Source organism: Variovorax sp. J31P179, from assembly GCF_030316985.1.
Taxonomy (GTDB): Bacteria; Pseudomonadota; Gammaproteobacteria; order Burkholderiales; family Burkholderiaceae_C; genus Variovorax; species Variovorax ginsengisoli_B.
Window position 1 is genome coordinate 110,191 of the sequence record NZ_JASZYL010000013.1, and the last position, 15,643, is coordinate 125,833.

At 68.0% G+C, this 15,643-nt stretch carries 16 protein-coding genes; 6 read left to right on the plus strand and 10 right to left on the minus strand.

The window, feature by feature from the left end; genetic code table 11:
• Window positions 1–18: 18 nt before the first annotated feature.
• The gene (locus tag QTI17_RS27565) at window positions 19–1,005 is read right to left on the minus strand and encodes a CysB family HTH-type transcriptional regulator (protein ID WP_286536852.1); all 987 of its coding nucleotides are present in this window, start codon (window positions 1,003–1,005) and stop codon (window positions 19–21) included.
• Between the two features lie 239 nt (window positions 1,006–1,244).
• On the opposite strand from QTI17_RS27565, the gene QTI17_RS27570 reads away from it, so the two are divergent.
• The 4 genes from QTI17_RS27570 to QTI17_RS27585 are packed head-to-tail and all read left to right on the plus strand — an operon-like array spanning window position 1,245 to window position 4,891.
• Entirely contained in the window at window positions 1,245–2,129 is an 885-nt protein-coding gene (locus QTI17_RS27570; RefSeq protein WP_286536853.1) for a TauD/TfdA dioxygenase family protein, read from the plus strand.
• 8 nt (window positions 2,130–2,137) lie between these two features.
• Window positions 2,138–3,148: an ABC transporter substrate-binding protein gene (locus tag QTI17_RS27575; protein WP_286536854.1), complete on the plus strand. Its 1,011-nt coding sequence runs from the start codon at window positions 2,138–2,140 to the stop codon at window positions 3,146–3,148.
• 4 nt (window positions 3,149–3,152) lie between these two features.
• Window positions 3,153–4,022, plus strand: a complete 870-nt coding sequence (locus QTI17_RS27580) for an ABC transporter ATP-binding protein (protein WP_286536855.1) — start codon at window positions 3,153–3,155, stop codon at window positions 4,020–4,022.
• Entirely contained in the window at window positions 4,019–4,891 is an 873-nt protein-coding gene (locus QTI17_RS27585; protein ID WP_286536856.1) for an ABC transporter permease, read from the plus strand. Before QTI17_RS27580 ends, QTI17_RS27585 begins: the two co-directional genes overlap by 4 nt.
• 8 nt (window positions 4,892–4,899) lie before the next feature.
• On the opposite strand, the gene QTI17_RS27590 is transcribed toward QTI17_RS27585, so the two are convergent.
• Both QTI17_RS27590 and QTI17_RS27595 read right to left on the minus strand, forming a co-directional pair.
• Entirely contained in the window at window positions 4,900–5,229 is a 330-nt protein-coding gene (locus tag QTI17_RS27590; RefSeq protein ID WP_286536857.1) for a hypothetical protein, read from the minus strand.
• A 19-nt stretch (window positions 5,230–5,248) separates the two neighbouring features.
• The gene (locus tag QTI17_RS27595) at window positions 5,249–5,620 is read right to left on the minus strand and encodes a hypothetical protein (protein ID WP_286536858.1); all 372 of its coding nucleotides are present in this window, start codon (window positions 5,618–5,620) and stop codon (window positions 5,249–5,251) included.
• A 208-nt stretch (window positions 5,621–5,828) separates the two neighbouring features.
• Between QTI17_RS27595 and QTI17_RS27600 the strand changes: the two genes are divergently transcribed.
• Complete coding sequence (locus tag QTI17_RS27600) at window positions 5,829–10,385, plus strand: PAS domain S-box protein (protein ID WP_286536859.1); 4,557 nt, start codon at window positions 5,829–5,831, stop codon at window positions 10,383–10,385.
• On the opposite strand, the gene QTI17_RS27605 is transcribed toward QTI17_RS27600, so the two are convergent.
• From QTI17_RS27605 to QTI17_RS27615, 3 genes are all read right to left on the minus strand, one after another.
• Complete coding sequence (locus QTI17_RS27605; RefSeq protein WP_286536860.1) at window positions 10,373–11,755, minus strand: sigma-54-dependent transcriptional regulator; 1,383 nt, start codon at window positions 11,753–11,755, stop codon at window positions 10,373–10,375. The two genes, QTI17_RS27600 and QTI17_RS27605, sit on opposite strands and share 13 nt — an antisense overlap.
• Window positions 11,740–12,123, minus strand: a complete 384-nt coding sequence (locus QTI17_RS27610; protein WP_286536861.1) for a hypothetical protein — start codon at window positions 12,121–12,123, stop codon at window positions 11,740–11,742. Before QTI17_RS27610 ends, QTI17_RS27605 begins: the two co-directional genes overlap by 16 nt.
• 99 nt (window positions 12,124–12,222) lie before the next feature.
• On the minus strand, window positions 12,223–12,474 hold the full coding sequence (locus QTI17_RS27615) for a hypothetical protein (protein ID WP_286536862.1): 252 nt from the start codon (window positions 12,472–12,474) through the stop codon (window positions 12,223–12,225).
• A 69-nt stretch (window positions 12,475–12,543) separates the two neighbouring features.
• Between QTI17_RS27615 and QTI17_RS27620 the strand changes: the two genes are divergently transcribed.
• Window positions 12,544–13,065, plus strand: coding sequence for a hypothetical protein (locus QTI17_RS27620; RefSeq protein WP_286536863.1), 522 nt, complete (start codon window positions 12,544–12,546; stop codon window positions 13,063–13,065).
• Window positions 13,066–13,134: 69 nt separating this feature from the next.
• Here QTI17_RS27620 and QTI17_RS27625 read toward each other — a convergent pair whose 3' ends face one another.
• The 4 genes from QTI17_RS27625 to QTI17_RS27640 all read right to left on the minus strand — a co-directional run bounded on the left by QTI17_RS27625 (window position 13,135) and on the right by QTI17_RS27640 (window position 15,581).
• Complete coding sequence (locus QTI17_RS27625; protein WP_286536864.1) at window positions 13,135–13,536, minus strand: Hsp20/alpha crystallin family protein; 402 nt, start codon at window positions 13,534–13,536, stop codon at window positions 13,135–13,137.
• Window positions 13,537–13,549: 13 nt separating this feature from the next.
• Window positions 13,550–13,987, minus strand: a complete 438-nt coding sequence (locus QTI17_RS27630) for an Hsp20/alpha crystallin family protein (RefSeq protein WP_286536865.1) — start codon at window positions 13,985–13,987, stop codon at window positions 13,550–13,552.
• Between the two features lie 100 nt (window positions 13,988–14,087).
• Entirely contained in the window at window positions 14,088–15,365 is a 1,278-nt protein-coding gene (locus QTI17_RS27635) for a toll/interleukin-1 receptor domain-containing protein (RefSeq protein WP_286536866.1), read from the minus strand.
• Window positions 15,366–15,374: 9 nt separating this feature from the next.
• Window positions 15,375–15,581 carry a RyR domain-containing protein gene (locus tag QTI17_RS27640; RefSeq protein WP_286536867.1) on the minus strand — a complete coding sequence of 69 codons (207 nt, stop codon included), beginning with the start codon at window positions 15,579–15,581 and terminating at the stop codon, window positions 15,375–15,377.
• Between the last annotated feature and the right edge of the window lie 62 nt (window positions 15,582–15,643).

Consider the following 15,643-nt stretch of genomic DNA (forward strand, 5'->3'; position numbering starts at 1 on the left):
ACTTCGCAAGGCGCCGCGTCAGTGCTGGGCGTGTGCCAGCAGCTGCTCCATCGCCGACGCCGGCACCGCCTCGCCCTCGTCGGCTGCACGGGTGCCCAGTGCTTCTTCCACCGCCGCGCGCGACAGGGTGGGGGAAAAGGCTTCGATGAAGGCATAAACGTAGGCGCGCAGGTAGCTGCCGCGCCGCACCGCGACCTTGGTCAGGTTGATTCCGAACAGCCGGCCGGCATCGACCGCGCGCAACCGGGTGTCGCGCTCGGTCTCGAAGGCGATGCCGGCGACGATCCCGATGCCCAGGCCGAGTTCCACGTACGTCTTGATGACATCGGCATCCATGGCGGTGATGGCCAGGTTGGGTTTCAGGCCGGCCGCCGCGAAAGCCTTGTCGATGCGCGTGCGGCCCGTGAAGCCGCTGTCGTAGGTGACCAGCGGATAGGCCGCCAGCCGCTCCAGGGTCAGCGGGCCGTCGAGAAAGGGATGTCCGGGCGGCGCGATGATCGAATGGGTCCAGCGGAAGCTCGGCAGGGCGACCAGTTGCGGATAGTCGCTGAGTGCCTCGGTCGCGATGCCGACGTCGGCCTCCCCGTCCAGCAGCATCTGGGCGACCTGCTTGGGCGAGCCCTGCCGCAGGTGAAGCTGCACATTGGGAAAGTTGCCCCTGAACTCCTGCACCGCCACCGGCAAGGCGTAGCGGGCCTGCGAATGGGTGGCGGCAATGGACAGCAAGCCTTCGTCCTGCGCCAGAAACTCCAGTCCGGCCTGGCGCAGGTTGTGGCTCTCCAGCAGCATGCGCTCGATGATCGGCAGCAGGTGATCCCCGGGGGCCGTCAGTCCCGTCAGCCGTTTGCCGACGCGGGCGAACAGTGCGACGCCCAGTTCGTCTTCGAGTTCACGGATCTGGCGGCTGACGCCCGGCTGCGAGGTATGCAGCGCATGGGCTGCTTCGGTGAGATTGAAGCCGCAGCGCACGGCTTCGCGCACGGAGCGCAACTGTTGGAAATTCATGGCGTCCAGGCAAGCAGGAAAGTGGTGCCCGATGGCACTCGGCGGCCGATTGTGCGATCGCCGCCCTGGATCTCGAACGAATGAATCGTTGATTTCAAATAAGCGAATGATCTGAGGCGCCGCCAGGCCAGGGACGCCGCTTCAGATGAGTTGTTCATAAGCAAGCAAGAAATCAGTCGTTCCCCGTTGCTTGCGCGATCCCTAGAGTGGCGGACTTGTTCACTTGCCCGTCGCTTCCAATGGCCGTCGCAACAGCCCCCACGGCACCCATCCAGACTTTCGAGGTTCGCCGCTTCGACGCACCCGTCGGCGCCGAGATCATCGGCCTCGACATCTCGAAGCCCATCAACGAGGTCGATTTCGCGCGCATCCACCGCGCCCACCTCGACCACCACGTGCTCGTCTTCCGCGACCAGCGGGTGGCGCCGGCGGACCACGTGGCCTTCAGCCGCCGCTTCGGGCCGCTCGAGATCCACGTGCTGCACCAGTTCCAGCTCCAAGGCCAGCCGGAGATCCTGATCGTCTCCAACATCAAGGAGAAGGGCGAGCCGATCGGGCTCGGCGACGCGGGCGTCTACTGGCACTCCGACATCTCCTACAAGGACAAGCCCAGCCTCGGCTCGCTGCTGCATGCGCAGGAACTCCCGAGCGAAGGCGGCGACACGCTCTTCGCCGACCAGCACCTGGCGTGGGAGGCCCTCGATCCGGCGTTGCAGAAGCGCATTCTCGGGTTGAAGGCCGAGCACAGCTATCTCGCCAAGTACGAGGAACTGCGCGCCAGGAACCCGTGGCGCCCCAAGCTCTCGCAGGCGCAGATCGACCAGGTCGCGCCCGCCATCCAGCCCGTGGTCCGCACCCACCCGGAGACCGGCCGCAAGGCGCTCTTCGTCAGCGAGCATTTCACGACCCGCATCGTCGGCCTGCCGCAGGACGAAAGCGAGGCGCTGCTGACCGAACTGTTCGCCCACAGCGTCAAGCCGGAGTTCGTCTACCGCCACCAGTGGGCGCCGCACGACCTGGTGTTCTGGGACAACCGCTCGCTCATGCACCTGGCGGCCGGCACGCCGGACGCGCTGCGCCGCAAGCTCTATCGAACCACCATCCAGGGCGACACGCCTTTCTGATCCGCACCATGAAGAACATCACTCGCAAGACCGCCGCGGTCCTCGCCGGCCTCGGCCTGCTGGCCGGCAGCCTGGCCGCCCGCGCCGAAGGCCAGATCCGCATCGCCGAACAGTTCGGCGTCGTCTACCTGCTGCTCAACGTGGCGCAGGACCAGAAGCTCATCGAGAAACACGCCAAGGCCGCCGGCATCGATGCGAAGGTGGAGTGGGTCAAGCTCTCGGGCGGCTCCGCGGTGAACGATGCGCTGCTCTCGGGCAATATCGAGATCGCCGGCGCCGGGGTCGGTCCGCTGCTCACGATCTGGGACCGCACCAAGGGCCGGCAGAACGTGAAGGGGGTGGCCTCGCTCGGCAACTTCCCGTACTACCTCGTCAGCAACAACCCCGCCGTGAAGAGCATCGCGGACTTCACGGACAAGGACCGCATCGCGCTGCCGGCTGTAGGCGTGTCGGTGCAGTCGCGCGTGCTGCAACTGGCATCGGCCAAGCTGTGGGGCGACAAGGAGTTCGCCCGCCTCGACAAGATCAGCGTGGCGCTGCCGCATCCCGATGCAGCCGCGGCGATCATCAAGGGCGGCACCGAGATCACCGGCCATTTCGGCAATCCGCCCTTCCAGGAGCAGGAGCTCGCCGGCAACCCGCAGGCGCACATCGTGCTCGACTCCTACCAGGTGCTCGGCGGGCCGGCTTCGGCCACGGTGCTGTACGCCACCGAGAAGTTCCGCGCCGAGAACCCGAAGACCTACCAGGCCTTCATCGAGGCGCTGAACGATGCCGCGCAGTTCGTCGCGGCCCATCCCGAGAAGGCGGCCGACATCTACATCAAGGTGAGCAACGCCAGGATCGACCGCGACCTGTTGATCAAGATCATCAAGAACCCCGAGGTCCAGTTCAAGACCACGCCGCAGAACACCTACCAGCTCGCCGAGTTCATGCACCGGATCGGCGCCATCAAGAACAAGCCCGCCTCGGTGAAGGACTACTTCTTCGACGACGCTCAGAACGCGGCGGGGAACTGAGCGCATGACGACGACGATGCTGCGCGCCGGTCCCGCCTTCGCGCGGCCCGTGCCCGCGCCGCAGCCCGCGGCGCCCGGGCCCGCCGCGGAGGCCGCGGCCGTGGGCACGCCGCTGCTGCAGGTCGACGGCGTGAGCCTCGAATACCGCACCCGCGAGCGCGTGGTGCGCGCCACGCACCGCGTGAGCTTCGACCTGCACGAGGCCGACCGCTTCGTGCTGCTCGGCCCTTCGGGCTGCGGCAAGTCGACGCTGCTCAAGGCGATCGGCGGCTTCATCCGGCCGGTCGAAGGCGAGATCCGGCTCGACGGCCGCGGCGTGAGCGCGCCGGGGCCCGACCGGATCGTGGTGTTCCAGGAGTTCGACCAGCTGCCGCCGTGGAAGACGGTCCATCAGAACGTGATGTTTCCGCTCCTGGCCTCGCGCTCGCTGGGCCGGAAGGAAGCCGCCGAGCGCGCCCTGCACTACCTCGACAAGGTGGGGCTGGCCAGGTTCGCCGACGTGCATCCGCACCAGCTCTCCGGCGGCATGAAGCAGCGCGTGGCGATCGCCCGCGCCCTGGCGATGCAACCGCGCGTGCTGCTGATGGACGAGCCCTTCGCCGCCCTGGACGCGCTCACGCGCCGCAAGATGCAGGAAGAGCTGCTCGCGCTGTGGGACGAGGTGCGTTTCACGCTGCTGTTCGTCACCCATTCGATCGAGGAGGCGCTGGTGGTGGGCAACCGCATCGCGCTGCTGTCGCCCCATCCGGGCCGCATGCGTGCCGAGATCAACAGCCACGGCTTCACGCTCGGAAGCCTGGGCGGCAGCGAGTTCCAGGCGGCGTCGCAGCGGATCCATCGGATGCTGTTCGAGGAAGAGGGTGCAGGCGCATGAGCGGTTTCCTGAATCCGCCGGTCCGCGGCGAATACGAGCGCAGGCTGGAGCCGTTCACCGAGCTGCCGGTCGAACGCGCGCTGCCTTTCGCGACCCGTGTCTGGGCGCAAGGCGGGGTACGCAAGGGACTGATCCTGGCGGTGCTCGCCGTGCTGTGGGAGCTGTTGGCGCGCTGGCAGGACAACGACCTGCTGTTGCCGACCTTCAGCGCCACCGCGCGCGCGCTGGTGGACGGGCTCGCGAGCGGCGAGCTGATCGACAAGGTGCGCATTTCCTTTGCCGTGCTGCTGCAGGGCTACCTGGCCGGCGTGCTGCTGGCCTTCGTCCTGACCACCCTCGCGGTGTCGACCCAGCTCGGACGCGACCTGCTGGACACGCTGACCTCGATGTTCAACCCGCTGCCCGCGATCGCGCTGTTGCCGCTGGCGCTGCTGTGGTTCGGGCTGGGCCGCGGCAGCCTCGTCTTCGTGCTGATCCATTCGGTCCTGTGGCCTCTGGCGCTGAACACCTATGCCGGCTTCCAGGGGGTGCCCGAGACCTTGCGCATGGCGGGCCGCAACTACGGCCTGCGCGGCCTGCGCTACGTGCTGCAGATCCTGGTGCCGGCCGCATTGCCCGCGATCCTGTCGGGGCTGAAGATCGGATGGGCCTTCGCATGGCGCACGCTGATCGCGGCCGAACTGGTGTTCGGTGCCTCGTCGGGCAAGGGCGGGCTCGGCTGGTACATCTTCCAGAACCGCAACGAGCTCTATACCGACCGGGTGTTCGCCGGCCTCGCCATGGTGGTCCTGATCGGGCTGCTGGTGGAAGGCCTCGGCTTCGCGACCCTGGAGCGCCTGACGGTCCGGCGCTGGGACCAGCAGCGATAGCGGCCGGCTCAGCCCGCCGGGATGAAGCGGGCGACCGACAACAGCAAATAGATCACCAGGCACAAGGCAACGACGTCGAAGCCCTCGCCCCGGACGATGCCAAGAACGCGCGCGGCCCAACGGGAGTCGCCCGGGCGAGCCGACGCATAGGAGGCCGGGAAGCGATGGCCGCAGCATTTGCAGGCCTTGGAATGGAGCCGGTTGGCGGTGCTGCACAGGCCGCAGACCTCCACCGTCGAGTGGGTGGCGGTGACCAACGCCAGATCGACGAGGTTGCCGAAGCCCGCGACGGAAGGCGTCGGTCGCGGGGCCGCCTCGGATGCGCGCGGAGGGATCATGGTCATCTCCTTGGCTGGGTCAACGTGACGCAATCCTGGGAACCTGCTCGCGCGGCAGCGCATGGGCGTCGCCGTGCCCCGTCAAGGCATGGATCACCTGCCGGACGAAATCGCGCGCGGACTGCTGCTCGTCCGTCTCGGCCCGGATTCCGGCCTGCTCGAAGCCTTCCTGCCGAACCCACGACAGCAATGCATGGTCCGACGCGGACAACTCGGGGTTGCCCTGCGCCTCGCGATGCGCCAAGGCCACCCGCAACGAGAAGCGCCACTCGACAGGGATGCCGAACAGGTCGTCGAGCAACCTGCTTGCGATCCGCGCCGCCCGCGGTCCCAGGGCGCAGGCCGCACTGTAGTGCGCAGCGAGGGCGGCCGAGACGTCGGGGGTGGTCATGGGGGCGGGTAGAGCAAGCCTTGGGCCTGTTCGATTTCCAGGCCGCGGCCGCCGGCCATCCTCGGCGCGTTGGCCGGTGCCTGGCGGCAGCCCTTTCGCGGGTCGGCAAGTTGTGCGCGGCGCCGGCCGATCTTGCGGCAATCCTTGCATCCGGACGCTGTTTTTGCCCGGTCGGCGAATCGCATAATGAGGCTCGCGCGGAACTGCCGTGACCGGCTCCGCCGACGCCATGAAGAACCTGACCCCGGACCATCTCGAAGAAGAACTCGGCAGCCTGATCGACAACGTCGTTCCGACCCGCGGCTATGCCATGACGCCGCTGGTGGGCATCGGCGGTTCGGCCGGCGCCATCCCTGCCCTGCAAGCCTTCCTCGGCAGCCTCCCACCCCACTCGGGCATCGCCTACGCGGTCGTCCTGCACCTGGCGGCAGAGCGCGAAAGCATGGTGGCCGAGATCCTGCAGCGCTGCACCTCGATGCCCGTGCTGCAGGTCAACGAGGCATTGAAGGTACAGCCCGACACCGTCTACGTCATCCCACCCGGCAAGGCCCTCAAATCGGCCGACGGCTATCTGCAGCTGGCCGACCTCGACCGTGCCCCGGGCAAGCGCGTGGCGGTCGATCTGTTCTTCCGCGGGCTCGCTGACACCCATGGCCCGCATGCCGGCGCGGTGGTGCTGTCGGGGGGCGACGGCGACGGCGCCATCGGGATCAAGCGGATCAAGGAACGCGGCGGCCTTACCATCGCGCAGGATCCGGCCGAGGCCGAGCATGCCAGCATGCCCGCCGCGGCGATCGCCACCGGCATGTTGGACTGGATCCTGCCGGTCGCCGAGATCTCGTCCCGCCTGCTCGACTACTACGGCATCGAGAAGCGCCTGCGCCTGCCGCCGGAAGAGGGCCCGCATCCGGCGGTCGCGCCCGCCTCGGCGCAGGCCGACGACGCGCCGCTGCGCGACGTCCTGGCCTTCCTGCGCGCACGCACCGGCCGCGACTTCGCCTACTACAAGCGCGCCACCATCGTGCGCCGGATCGCGCGCCGCATGCAGGTCAACGGGGTCGACAGCCTGACGGCGTACCTCGACTGCCTGCGCACCCGTTCCGGCGAGTCCGGGGCGCTGCTGCAGGACCTGCTGATCTCGGTCACCAACTTCTTTCGTGATGCCGAGTGCTTCGACGCCCTGAATCGCCACCTTCCGGCGCTGTTCGAGGGCAAGGGACCGAACGACGTCGTGCGCGTCTGGGTGGCCGCCTGCGCGACCGGCGAGGAGGCCTACTCGATCGCGATCCTGCTCCTCGAGTACGCGCGCACGCTCGAGGCCCCGCCGACCCTGCAGATCTTCGCTTCGGACCTCGACGAGAGCGCCGTCCAGGCGGGCCGCGACGGCCGCTATCCGATGGCCATCGAGGCCGACCTGTCGCCCGAGCGGCTGCGGCGCTACTTCATCAAGTCGCACGATGGCTATCGCGTTCGCCGCGAGGTGCGCGAGATGGTCCTGTTCGCCTCCCACGACCTGCTGCGAGATTCGCCCTTCTCGCGGCTGGACCTGATCAGCTGCCGCAACCTACTGATCTACCTCGACCCGCTGGCGCAGGCGCGCGTGTTCGAGGTGCTGGGCTTTGCGCTGATGCCTCATGGCCGCCTGTTCCTCGGCGTCTCCGAATCGGTGGAAGACGGCAACCCGCATTTCCGCGTGCTCGACAAGAAGCACCGCATCTACGCCCGCCGCGACGTCCCGATCGCCGGCATCCCGTTGCCGGCCGGGCCCAGCAGCCTGGCCCTCGCGATGGACGTGGGGCGTGCCCTGCGCGAAGCGCCGGTCGTGGCCGGGCATGTCTTCCAGCAGGCCGCGCTCGGGTCGAGCCGCACCGGCCCGGACGGGCGCAACGCGTCCTGGGGCGACGTGCACCTGAAGCTGCTGGAGCACCTCTGCGCGCCGTCCCTGCTGGTCGATCGAAACGACGACATCGTCCATCTGTCGGCCAGCGCGGGCCGGTTCCTGCAGTACGGTGCCGGCAAGCCGACGCGCAACCTGCTGCGGCTCGTTCTGGCCGACCTGCGCATCGAATTGCGCGCGGCGCTGCACCAGGCGACGCGCACCGGCCTGGCGGTCGAGTCTCCACCCACCGCGGTCACGGTCGATGGCAGCGCGCGCCGGATCGCGCTCCGGGTGATCCCGGTGCGGGATGGAGGGCTGGACTTCACGCTGGTCATCTTCGATTCCCCGCCCCGGCCGGCCTCGGACGCCGATGCGCCGCCGGCGGTGCGCGTGGATGCCGATCCGCTCGTCCAGCAGCTCGACCACGAACTCGAGCGCATGCGCTCCCACCTGCAGGACACGGTCGAGCAGTACGAGAACTCCACCCAGGAACTCAAGGCCAGCAACGAGGAACTGCAGGCGATCAACGAGGAGCTGCGCTCGGCCACCGAAGAACTGGAGACCAGCCGCGAAGAGCTGCAGTCGATCAACGAGGAGCTGACCACCGTCAACCACGAACTCAAGTGCAAGGTGGACGAACTCGCGCACGCGAACAGCGACATGCAGAACCTCATGAACGCCACCGCGATCGCCACCGTGTTTCTGGACCGCGACTTGCGCATCACGCGCTACACGCCCGCAGCGGTGCGCCTGTTCAACCTGATTCCCGGCGACGTCGGCCGCCCGCTGTCCGATCTCGCCTCGCAGCTGCAATACCCCGCGCTGGGCGACGACGCGGCCCATGTGCTCGACAAGCTGATTTCCATCGAACGCGAGGTCGGGCGCGACGACGGCAGCTGGTTCATGGCCCGCCTGCTTCCCTACCGGACCACCGAGGACCGCATCGCTGGTGTCGTGCTGTCGTTCATCAACATCACCGAGCGCAAGCAGGCCGAGCAGGTGAGCCAGTGGCTGTCGACGGTGGTCGCCTCGTCGGTCGACGCCATCATCAGCTTCTCGCTCGAAGGCCAGATCCTGAGCTGGAACAGCGGCGCGCAGCGCATCTTCGGCTATGCGGCCGAAGAGGTCGTCGGCCGCTCGATCACGATGCTCGCGCCGGATGGCGACCCGCTCGAGCGCCTCGGCATCCTCGAGCGCGTGAAGCACAACCAGAGCGTCGAGAACCTCGAGACCGTGTATGTCGCCAAGGACGGGACCCGGATCGAGCTGTCGCTCACGGTTTCGCCGATCGTCGATTCCCGCCGCATCGTCGTCGGCGCCACGGCGACCGCGCGCGACATCGGGGAAGCCAAGCGTGCGCAGGAGGCGCTGCGCCGCAGCGAGGAACACCTGCGGCTGGTGGTCGAGAACGCGCGCGACTACGCCATCTTCTCCACCGACATCCATCGGGTCATCACGAGCTGGAATGCCGGTGCCGAACGCCTGCTCGGCTACGCCGAGTCCGAAGTCAAGGGCCTTCCGGCCGACATCATCTTCACGCCCGAAGACCGGGCCGCCAATGCGCCGATGCAGGAGGCCGAGACCGCCACCTTCAACGAGCGGGCCGCTGACGAGCGATATCACCAACGCAAGGACGGCACCCGCTTCTGGGGCAGCGGCGTATTGATGCGCATGCATGACGGCAGCGGGCGCGTGATCGGCTTCGTCAAGATCCTGCGCGACCAGACCGCGGCGCGGGAAGCGCGGGCCGCGCTCGAATCGGCGGACGCGGCCAAGGACCGCTTCATCGCCGTGCTGTCGCACGAACTGCGCAATCCGCTGGCCTCCATGGCGAGCGCCTCCGACCTGCTGACCGGCGACCAGGCGAACGCGGACGAGCGGCGGCGTGCCGCGCAGGTGGTCCAGCGCCAGGTGCGCAGCATGAAGCTGCTCGTCGACGACCTGCTCGATGTCTCTCGCCTGGCGATCGGGCAACTCGAGCTGCGCCGGCTCGACGTCACCGTCGCGAACCTCGTCGGCGCGGCCGTCGAGACCGCCATCCCGCTGATCGAGGCCGCGGGACACACGCTCAAGATCGAACTGCCTTCGACGCCGGTCCATGTGCACGTCGATCCCTTGCGCATCGGCCAGGCCCTCGTGAACCTGCTCGCCAACGCGGCGCGCTACACGCCCGCGGGTGGCGCGCTGCTTCTGACCGCGCAGTCCGAGGCCGATTCGGTGCGGATCTCGGTGGTCGACAACGGCGTCGGCATGGCGCCCGAAACCATCGCCCGCATCTTCGAGCTCTATGCCCAGGGCCCCGCCGCGGCCGACCGCGCCAACGAAGGGCTCGGCATCGGCCTGGCCCTGGTGCGCAGCATCGTGGAACAGCACGGCGGGCGGATCGAGGCCTTCAGCGACGGCCTGGGCCGAGGCAGCCGGTTCAGCGTGACCCTGCCGCTGGCAGCACCGGTGGCGGAGCCGGTCCAAGCCGCGAAGCCGGAACCGGCGCGGTCGCCAACGCCGCTTCGGATCCTGGTGGCCGACGACAACGTCGATGCCGGCTGGACACTCGGCCGGCTGCTGCAGCTGGCGGGCCACGAGACCATGGTGGTGTCGAATGGGACGCAGGCGCTCGAGACGGCCGCACGCCTGCGTCCGGATGCGGCGATCCTCGACATCGGCATGCCGGACATCAACGGCGTGGAGGTGGCGCGCGCCCTGCGGGAGCAAGCCTGGGCGGCGCGGATGGCTCTGGTCGCCCTCAGCGGATGGGGCGACGCGGCCACCCGTCACGACGGCGCCCAGGTCTTCGATGCGCACCTCACCAAGCCGGCGAGCACCGCCAAGGTGCTCGAGGCCGTGGTCCGGGCGCGGGAGGCCCGGGCCCGGGTTCAGGAAGACTGATACTCCTTGAGCCGGTTGTACAGCGTCTTCATGCTGATGCCGAGCAACGCCGCCGTCGGCTCCTTGCGCCGCCGGCAGTGCTCGTAGGTGGCGAGGATCAGTTCGCGCTCGACCTCGGCCAGCGGCGTTCCCACCCTGAAACTGAGCGCCGGTGCATCGGGATCGCCCGGCGATGCCGCCGCGGCCGCGTCACCCGCGACGGCGCCCGGCCCGTGCTGCCCGGGCGTGAGCCATCGCTCGTCGATCACCTCGCCTTCCGCCATCACCCAGGCGCGTTGCACGGCGTTGCGCAGTTCGCGCACGTTGCCGGGCCAGGGGTAGCCGGCCAGACGCGCGAGCGCGCCCGGCGCGAAGCGCTTGCGCTGGTGCTCCTGGTCCTCGAGTTCGCGCAGGAAGCTGTCCGCCAGCATCGGCACGTCCTCGAGGCGCTCGCGCAGCGGCGGCAGGTGGATCGGGAAGACATTGACCCGATAGAACAGATCCTCGCGCAGCGATCCGTCGGCGACCGCCTGCGCGGCGTCCCGGTTGGTGGCGGCGATGATCCTGACGTCGGTCTGCTGCACCTGGGTCGAGCCGACCCGCATGAAGGTGGCGCTTTCGAGAACGCGCAAGAGCTTGACCTGGAGCGCGGGCGGCATCTCGGTGAGCTCGTCGAGGAACAGCGTGCCGCCGCGGGCACGCTCGAAGAAGCCGTGATGCTGGCGGTCGGCGCCGGTGAAGCTGCCGCGCTCGTGGCCGAAGATCTCGCTCTCGATCAGGTTCGGCGACAACGCGCCGCAATTGACCGCGAGGAAGGGCAGTTCCCGGCGCCGGCTCAAGTCGTGCACGGCGCGGGCCACCAACTCCTTGCCAGTGCCGCTCTCGCCATGGACGAAGACGGTCACGGCGGTGCCCGCGACGCGCGCGACCTGCTGGAACACTCTCTGCATCGACAGCGAGGCGCCGATCAGCGCCCCGAAGCGGCCGGTCTCGCGCCACTCCTGATTCATCTGCTCGACCTGCGCCCGGAGCCGGGACGGACGAATCAGGCGCGCCAGCAGGCCCTTCAGGTGGTCGGGGTTGATCGGCTTGACCAGGTAGTCGGCAGCCCCCAGTTGCAAGGCCCGGATGGAGGTCTCCAGGGTCGCATGGCCGGTCATGAGGACGATCTCGGTGTCGGAGAGCAACTCGCCGCTCTCGAACATCTCGAGTCCGCTGCCGTCGGGCAGGTGCAGGTCCAGCAGCATGAGGTCCGGCTGCTGGGCCGCGAGCAGGCGACGGGCCGCGTCCAGGGAAGGCGCGACCGACACCGTGTGGCGCTCGCGCGCGATCAGGCTGCCCAGCATGCGGGCCGCGTCCTCGTCGTCTTCCACGATCAGCGCGTGTCCCATGGGATCTGCTTCGCTTCCGCCGGGGCGTGTCGCGCCGCCGGGTGCAGTTCGAGCGCCAGGTCGTGCAGGTCATCCGCCAGGCCGGTCAGGCGCGCCAGTTGCCGCGAGAACAGGCCCAACGCTTCGGCCCGCAGGGCGGCGTCGTCGGGCGCGGCCTCGAGCAGGCTGACGGCGCTCATCAAGGTGCCCACGGGGGTGCGCAGGTCATGGTCGAACCGGGCCAGCCGCGCGGCCGCGTCGGCGAGTTGCGCGCGCGACCTCTCGCGCAGCGCCTCGGCGGTTTCGCGCGGGCCGGAACGGGGTCGCGAAAGACCCATGCCGAGCAACGCGACCGCAACGACCGCGCCAAGAAGATACCGATGCTTCATGAGGGCGTCCCCTGCGGGGGGACTGCAGAGTGTGCGCCGTCCCGCCGCGCTTGGCGACAGGGATCTGCCCACCCGCGTCCGGCACCACCGCCCCGGGACTCAATGCGCGCCGCGAAGATCGGGCGGACAAGCCGCCGAATTCCCCACATGCCGCGAATAGAGTTCGTCCACCGTCCTCATCCAGACTTCGACTGCTGTCTGCAATTCGACATCGGCGTCTATTTCTTCCTGCGGCAGCGGAATTCCTTCTTCCACGTATTTGTCGCTGAAAGGCATTCGCCGCATCGGGTATTTGGGGATCCGTACATCGGCCATTCGCAGGACAGCCTCTTTGCGGTAGGTGGTCAGCATGCTTGTCTCCACTGTCATTTGAGAAAATACTAACCGAACAAGAGCGCGGATTTCCAGCACTGAATTGCGATGGACCCGGGCCACGGGGGCTTTGCGGCAATCTGTGCTGCAGTTTTTTCCAGCGCCCGGCAATCGCTGCCGGACAGCGGTCCGAATTCAATTGCCGCTGTCGTTTCATTGACTGTCGACCAACGGCCGACGGGCCCCATGCCGTCCGCGACCTTCAACCCTTCGAACCATCGAAAGAGGGCTGACAACGGCGAGTCGAGACGCTATATTTTTCAGCCGAAGGGGAGAGGGCAGGGCTCTTTGTTGGAGGTCATGGCGATGTCGTCCGACGCTGCAGTTCATCGGTTCGAATACGACGGTTGGTTTGTGGTGGTTGAGTTGGACGGGTCCACTTCGGAAGGCGTGTCCTCGGGGCACGCCGATCTTCAATGGAAGGACGGGCACCGATGTCGGATTGCCCTCGCCGGGAAGTACGCCGATCGGGCGAGTGCCATCGCGGCGCTCGCCCAGAGATCGCGCGCCTTCATCGACGACTGGGACATCCGGCGAGCGGAGCGCGCTTCACCCTTCATCGATCAGTAGAGCGGACCCACTGCCCAGCCATGCGGGCGAGCGGATCTGCATCGCAGACCGCGCTCGCCCTCGCGGCGCTCAGTTCACCTGCACGTTGATCCGCCTCGGCTGTGCGTGCTCGGCCTTGGGAATGCGCAACTTGAGCACCCCCTGCGCGAGTTCCGCCGAGATCTTCTCCGTGTCGAGTTCCTTGCTGAGCGTGAAGGTCCGGTGGAACCGGCCCAGGCCGACCTCGGTATGGCTCGATTGCAGCCCCTCGGGGACGGACAGGTCGATCTCGCCTTCGATCGTCAGCAGGTCGGATTCGACGTTCAGGTGCAGCTTGTCGCGCGGCACGCCAGGCAGGTCGGCGTAGAGCGTGATGCCCGAGCTGTCTTCGATCACGTCCACGGGCGGCGTCAGGGTCGCGTCGGCGAAGCGACGTTCGTCCGACCGGGCCGGAACGCTGGAAGATTCGCTGGTCTTCTGGATGTCGTTCATGGTCGTTCTCCTTTCACTGGACGGCGATGCGCCGCGGCAGGGCCGAGGCCCGGCGCTGGACAGTGACATGCACGACGCCGTCGCGCGCCTTGGCCTGCACGGAATCGGGGTCAGCGTCGTCGGGCAGGCTCAGCACGCGGCGAAAGGCACCGTCGAAGCGTTCGTTGATGTGCAGCGTCTCCTTGGCCCCGGGAGACGGCTCGGCGCTCTTGCGCTCGCCGGCGATGGTGAGGATGCCGCGGTCGAGATGAATCTCGAGCGTTGCGGGATCCACCCCAGGGGCCAGGGCGTAGATCTCGACCGTCTTGGCCGTGCTGCCGACGTTGAGGGCGGGAAAGCCGCTGCGGCCGAAGCCGCGGATCGTGGGAGAGGGATCGAAGGCCTGCTGCATCTCGCGGTGCAGGCGATCCATCTCCGCGAACATGTCGCGAGGGAACAGGGATCGGTACATGGCGAAAACCTCCATTCAGGGTTGAACGGCGCGCCGGAGGCGTCTCCAGCGCTTCCGGTACCGAAACTAGGTGCTCCCCGACCAACTTCAAGAGGGGCGCTCAGATCTCCGCGTTGAGGATCCGGCGGCGGAATGGACGCACCAGCCGGTGCAGCACGCCGACCTGTTCGGCGGTGTCCGCGTAGCCGAGCAACTGGCCTGCCGCGCGCAGCATGAAAGGTGGGTTTCTCGCCTTGCCGTGGGAGATGAGGCGGACGTTGGTGCCCGCAGCCAGCGCCATGCCGGCCTCGATGCAGCTGTTGACGTTGTCGTCCGTGATGTCGGCCATGACCAGGAACGCGTTGCAGATCTTCGCCATGATCGCCGCGTGCAGCGACTCGCTCTGGATCTCGTTGCCGATGACGACGGGCATGCCGCCGACCTGCTCGACCAGGCGTCGCATCGCGCCGCCCGCCGCCGCCGCAGGCGAATCGAGGTCCAGCGCCCAGAAGATGTACTGCGGCGCCGGTGGGGTCACCCAATCGTCCCAGAGCCCGGCGAGCGCGGCGGTGACGGCCTCCGGGCAGGCGGTCGCATCGGTATTCATCCGCAGCCAGTGGCTGTCCGGCCCGTCGCCGCGCGACACCCTCGGATCCGCAACGACGATCGAAGGCAGGCCCAGCGACGCCGCGATGTCCATCTCGCGCAGGAAGTACTTGTAGGGGCCCGAGTCCCGGCGGACCTCGCCCGGGTCCTGCCGGTACGGGACGATGCCCACGAAGGCGCCGCAACTCGCGATGATCCGCTCGACCCGGTCGCCTTCGCCGAAGCCCTGCTGGTCCTTGGCGTCACCGACCAGCCGCAGGCCCTGCGCCACCAGTTCAGAGCACACCGCCGCGGCGCTGGACTTGTCGGCAGCCTGCCAGGAACAGCTGACGTACACGTCCCGGGCGCCGGCCGGACTTGGCAGCTTGGCGGAGGGATAGAGCGCGGAGATCAGGGCGAGCGCCATCGGCGCATCGAGGTCCGGCTGGGTGGCATCGATCCAGGTGATGCCCCGCATGAAGTTCTTCACATCGGCGTTCGCGAGGCGAAGCGCGACGACGCGGAATCCCTCGACGTTCGCGCGCTCGTCCATGGCACAGTTGTATTCGGCGGTGACCCAGCCTTTGTTGAGCGACTCCTCGGAGGCGACCAGCAGGATCCCGCGGCAACGCCCGATGGCGAGTCCCAGGTCCGTCGCCAGCAGGGAACCACCCGGCAGCTGGACCTCGTCGTGCCAGACCTTGAGCCCCGCATGCTCGGTCAGCCATCGGTACAACTGCCGGACAAAGACCTGGTCCTTGTGGGCGTAGCTCAGGAAGACATCGAAATCGCGCTTGTTCAGTGGAAGCGACATGAGCGGCCCCTACAACCCAAGCCGCTCGATCGCCGCGTAGACCGCGCGCACGGTGCTGCGGTCGAGCTCCTTGGCCAGTTCCGAAAGTTCGCCATACGGGACCATGAGTTCATCGCCGCGCTCGTCCTTGCGGGACGTCACCCCCTGGGAACGCTTGGTTTCCATCCAGGCGGAATGGACTTCCGCGGCGACGAGTTCGATGTCCGGCAGTTTCATTCCGTGGCCCGCTTCGCGCGCCAGTTTGCCTGACTTCGAGGCCAGCGCAAGCGCACGGATGC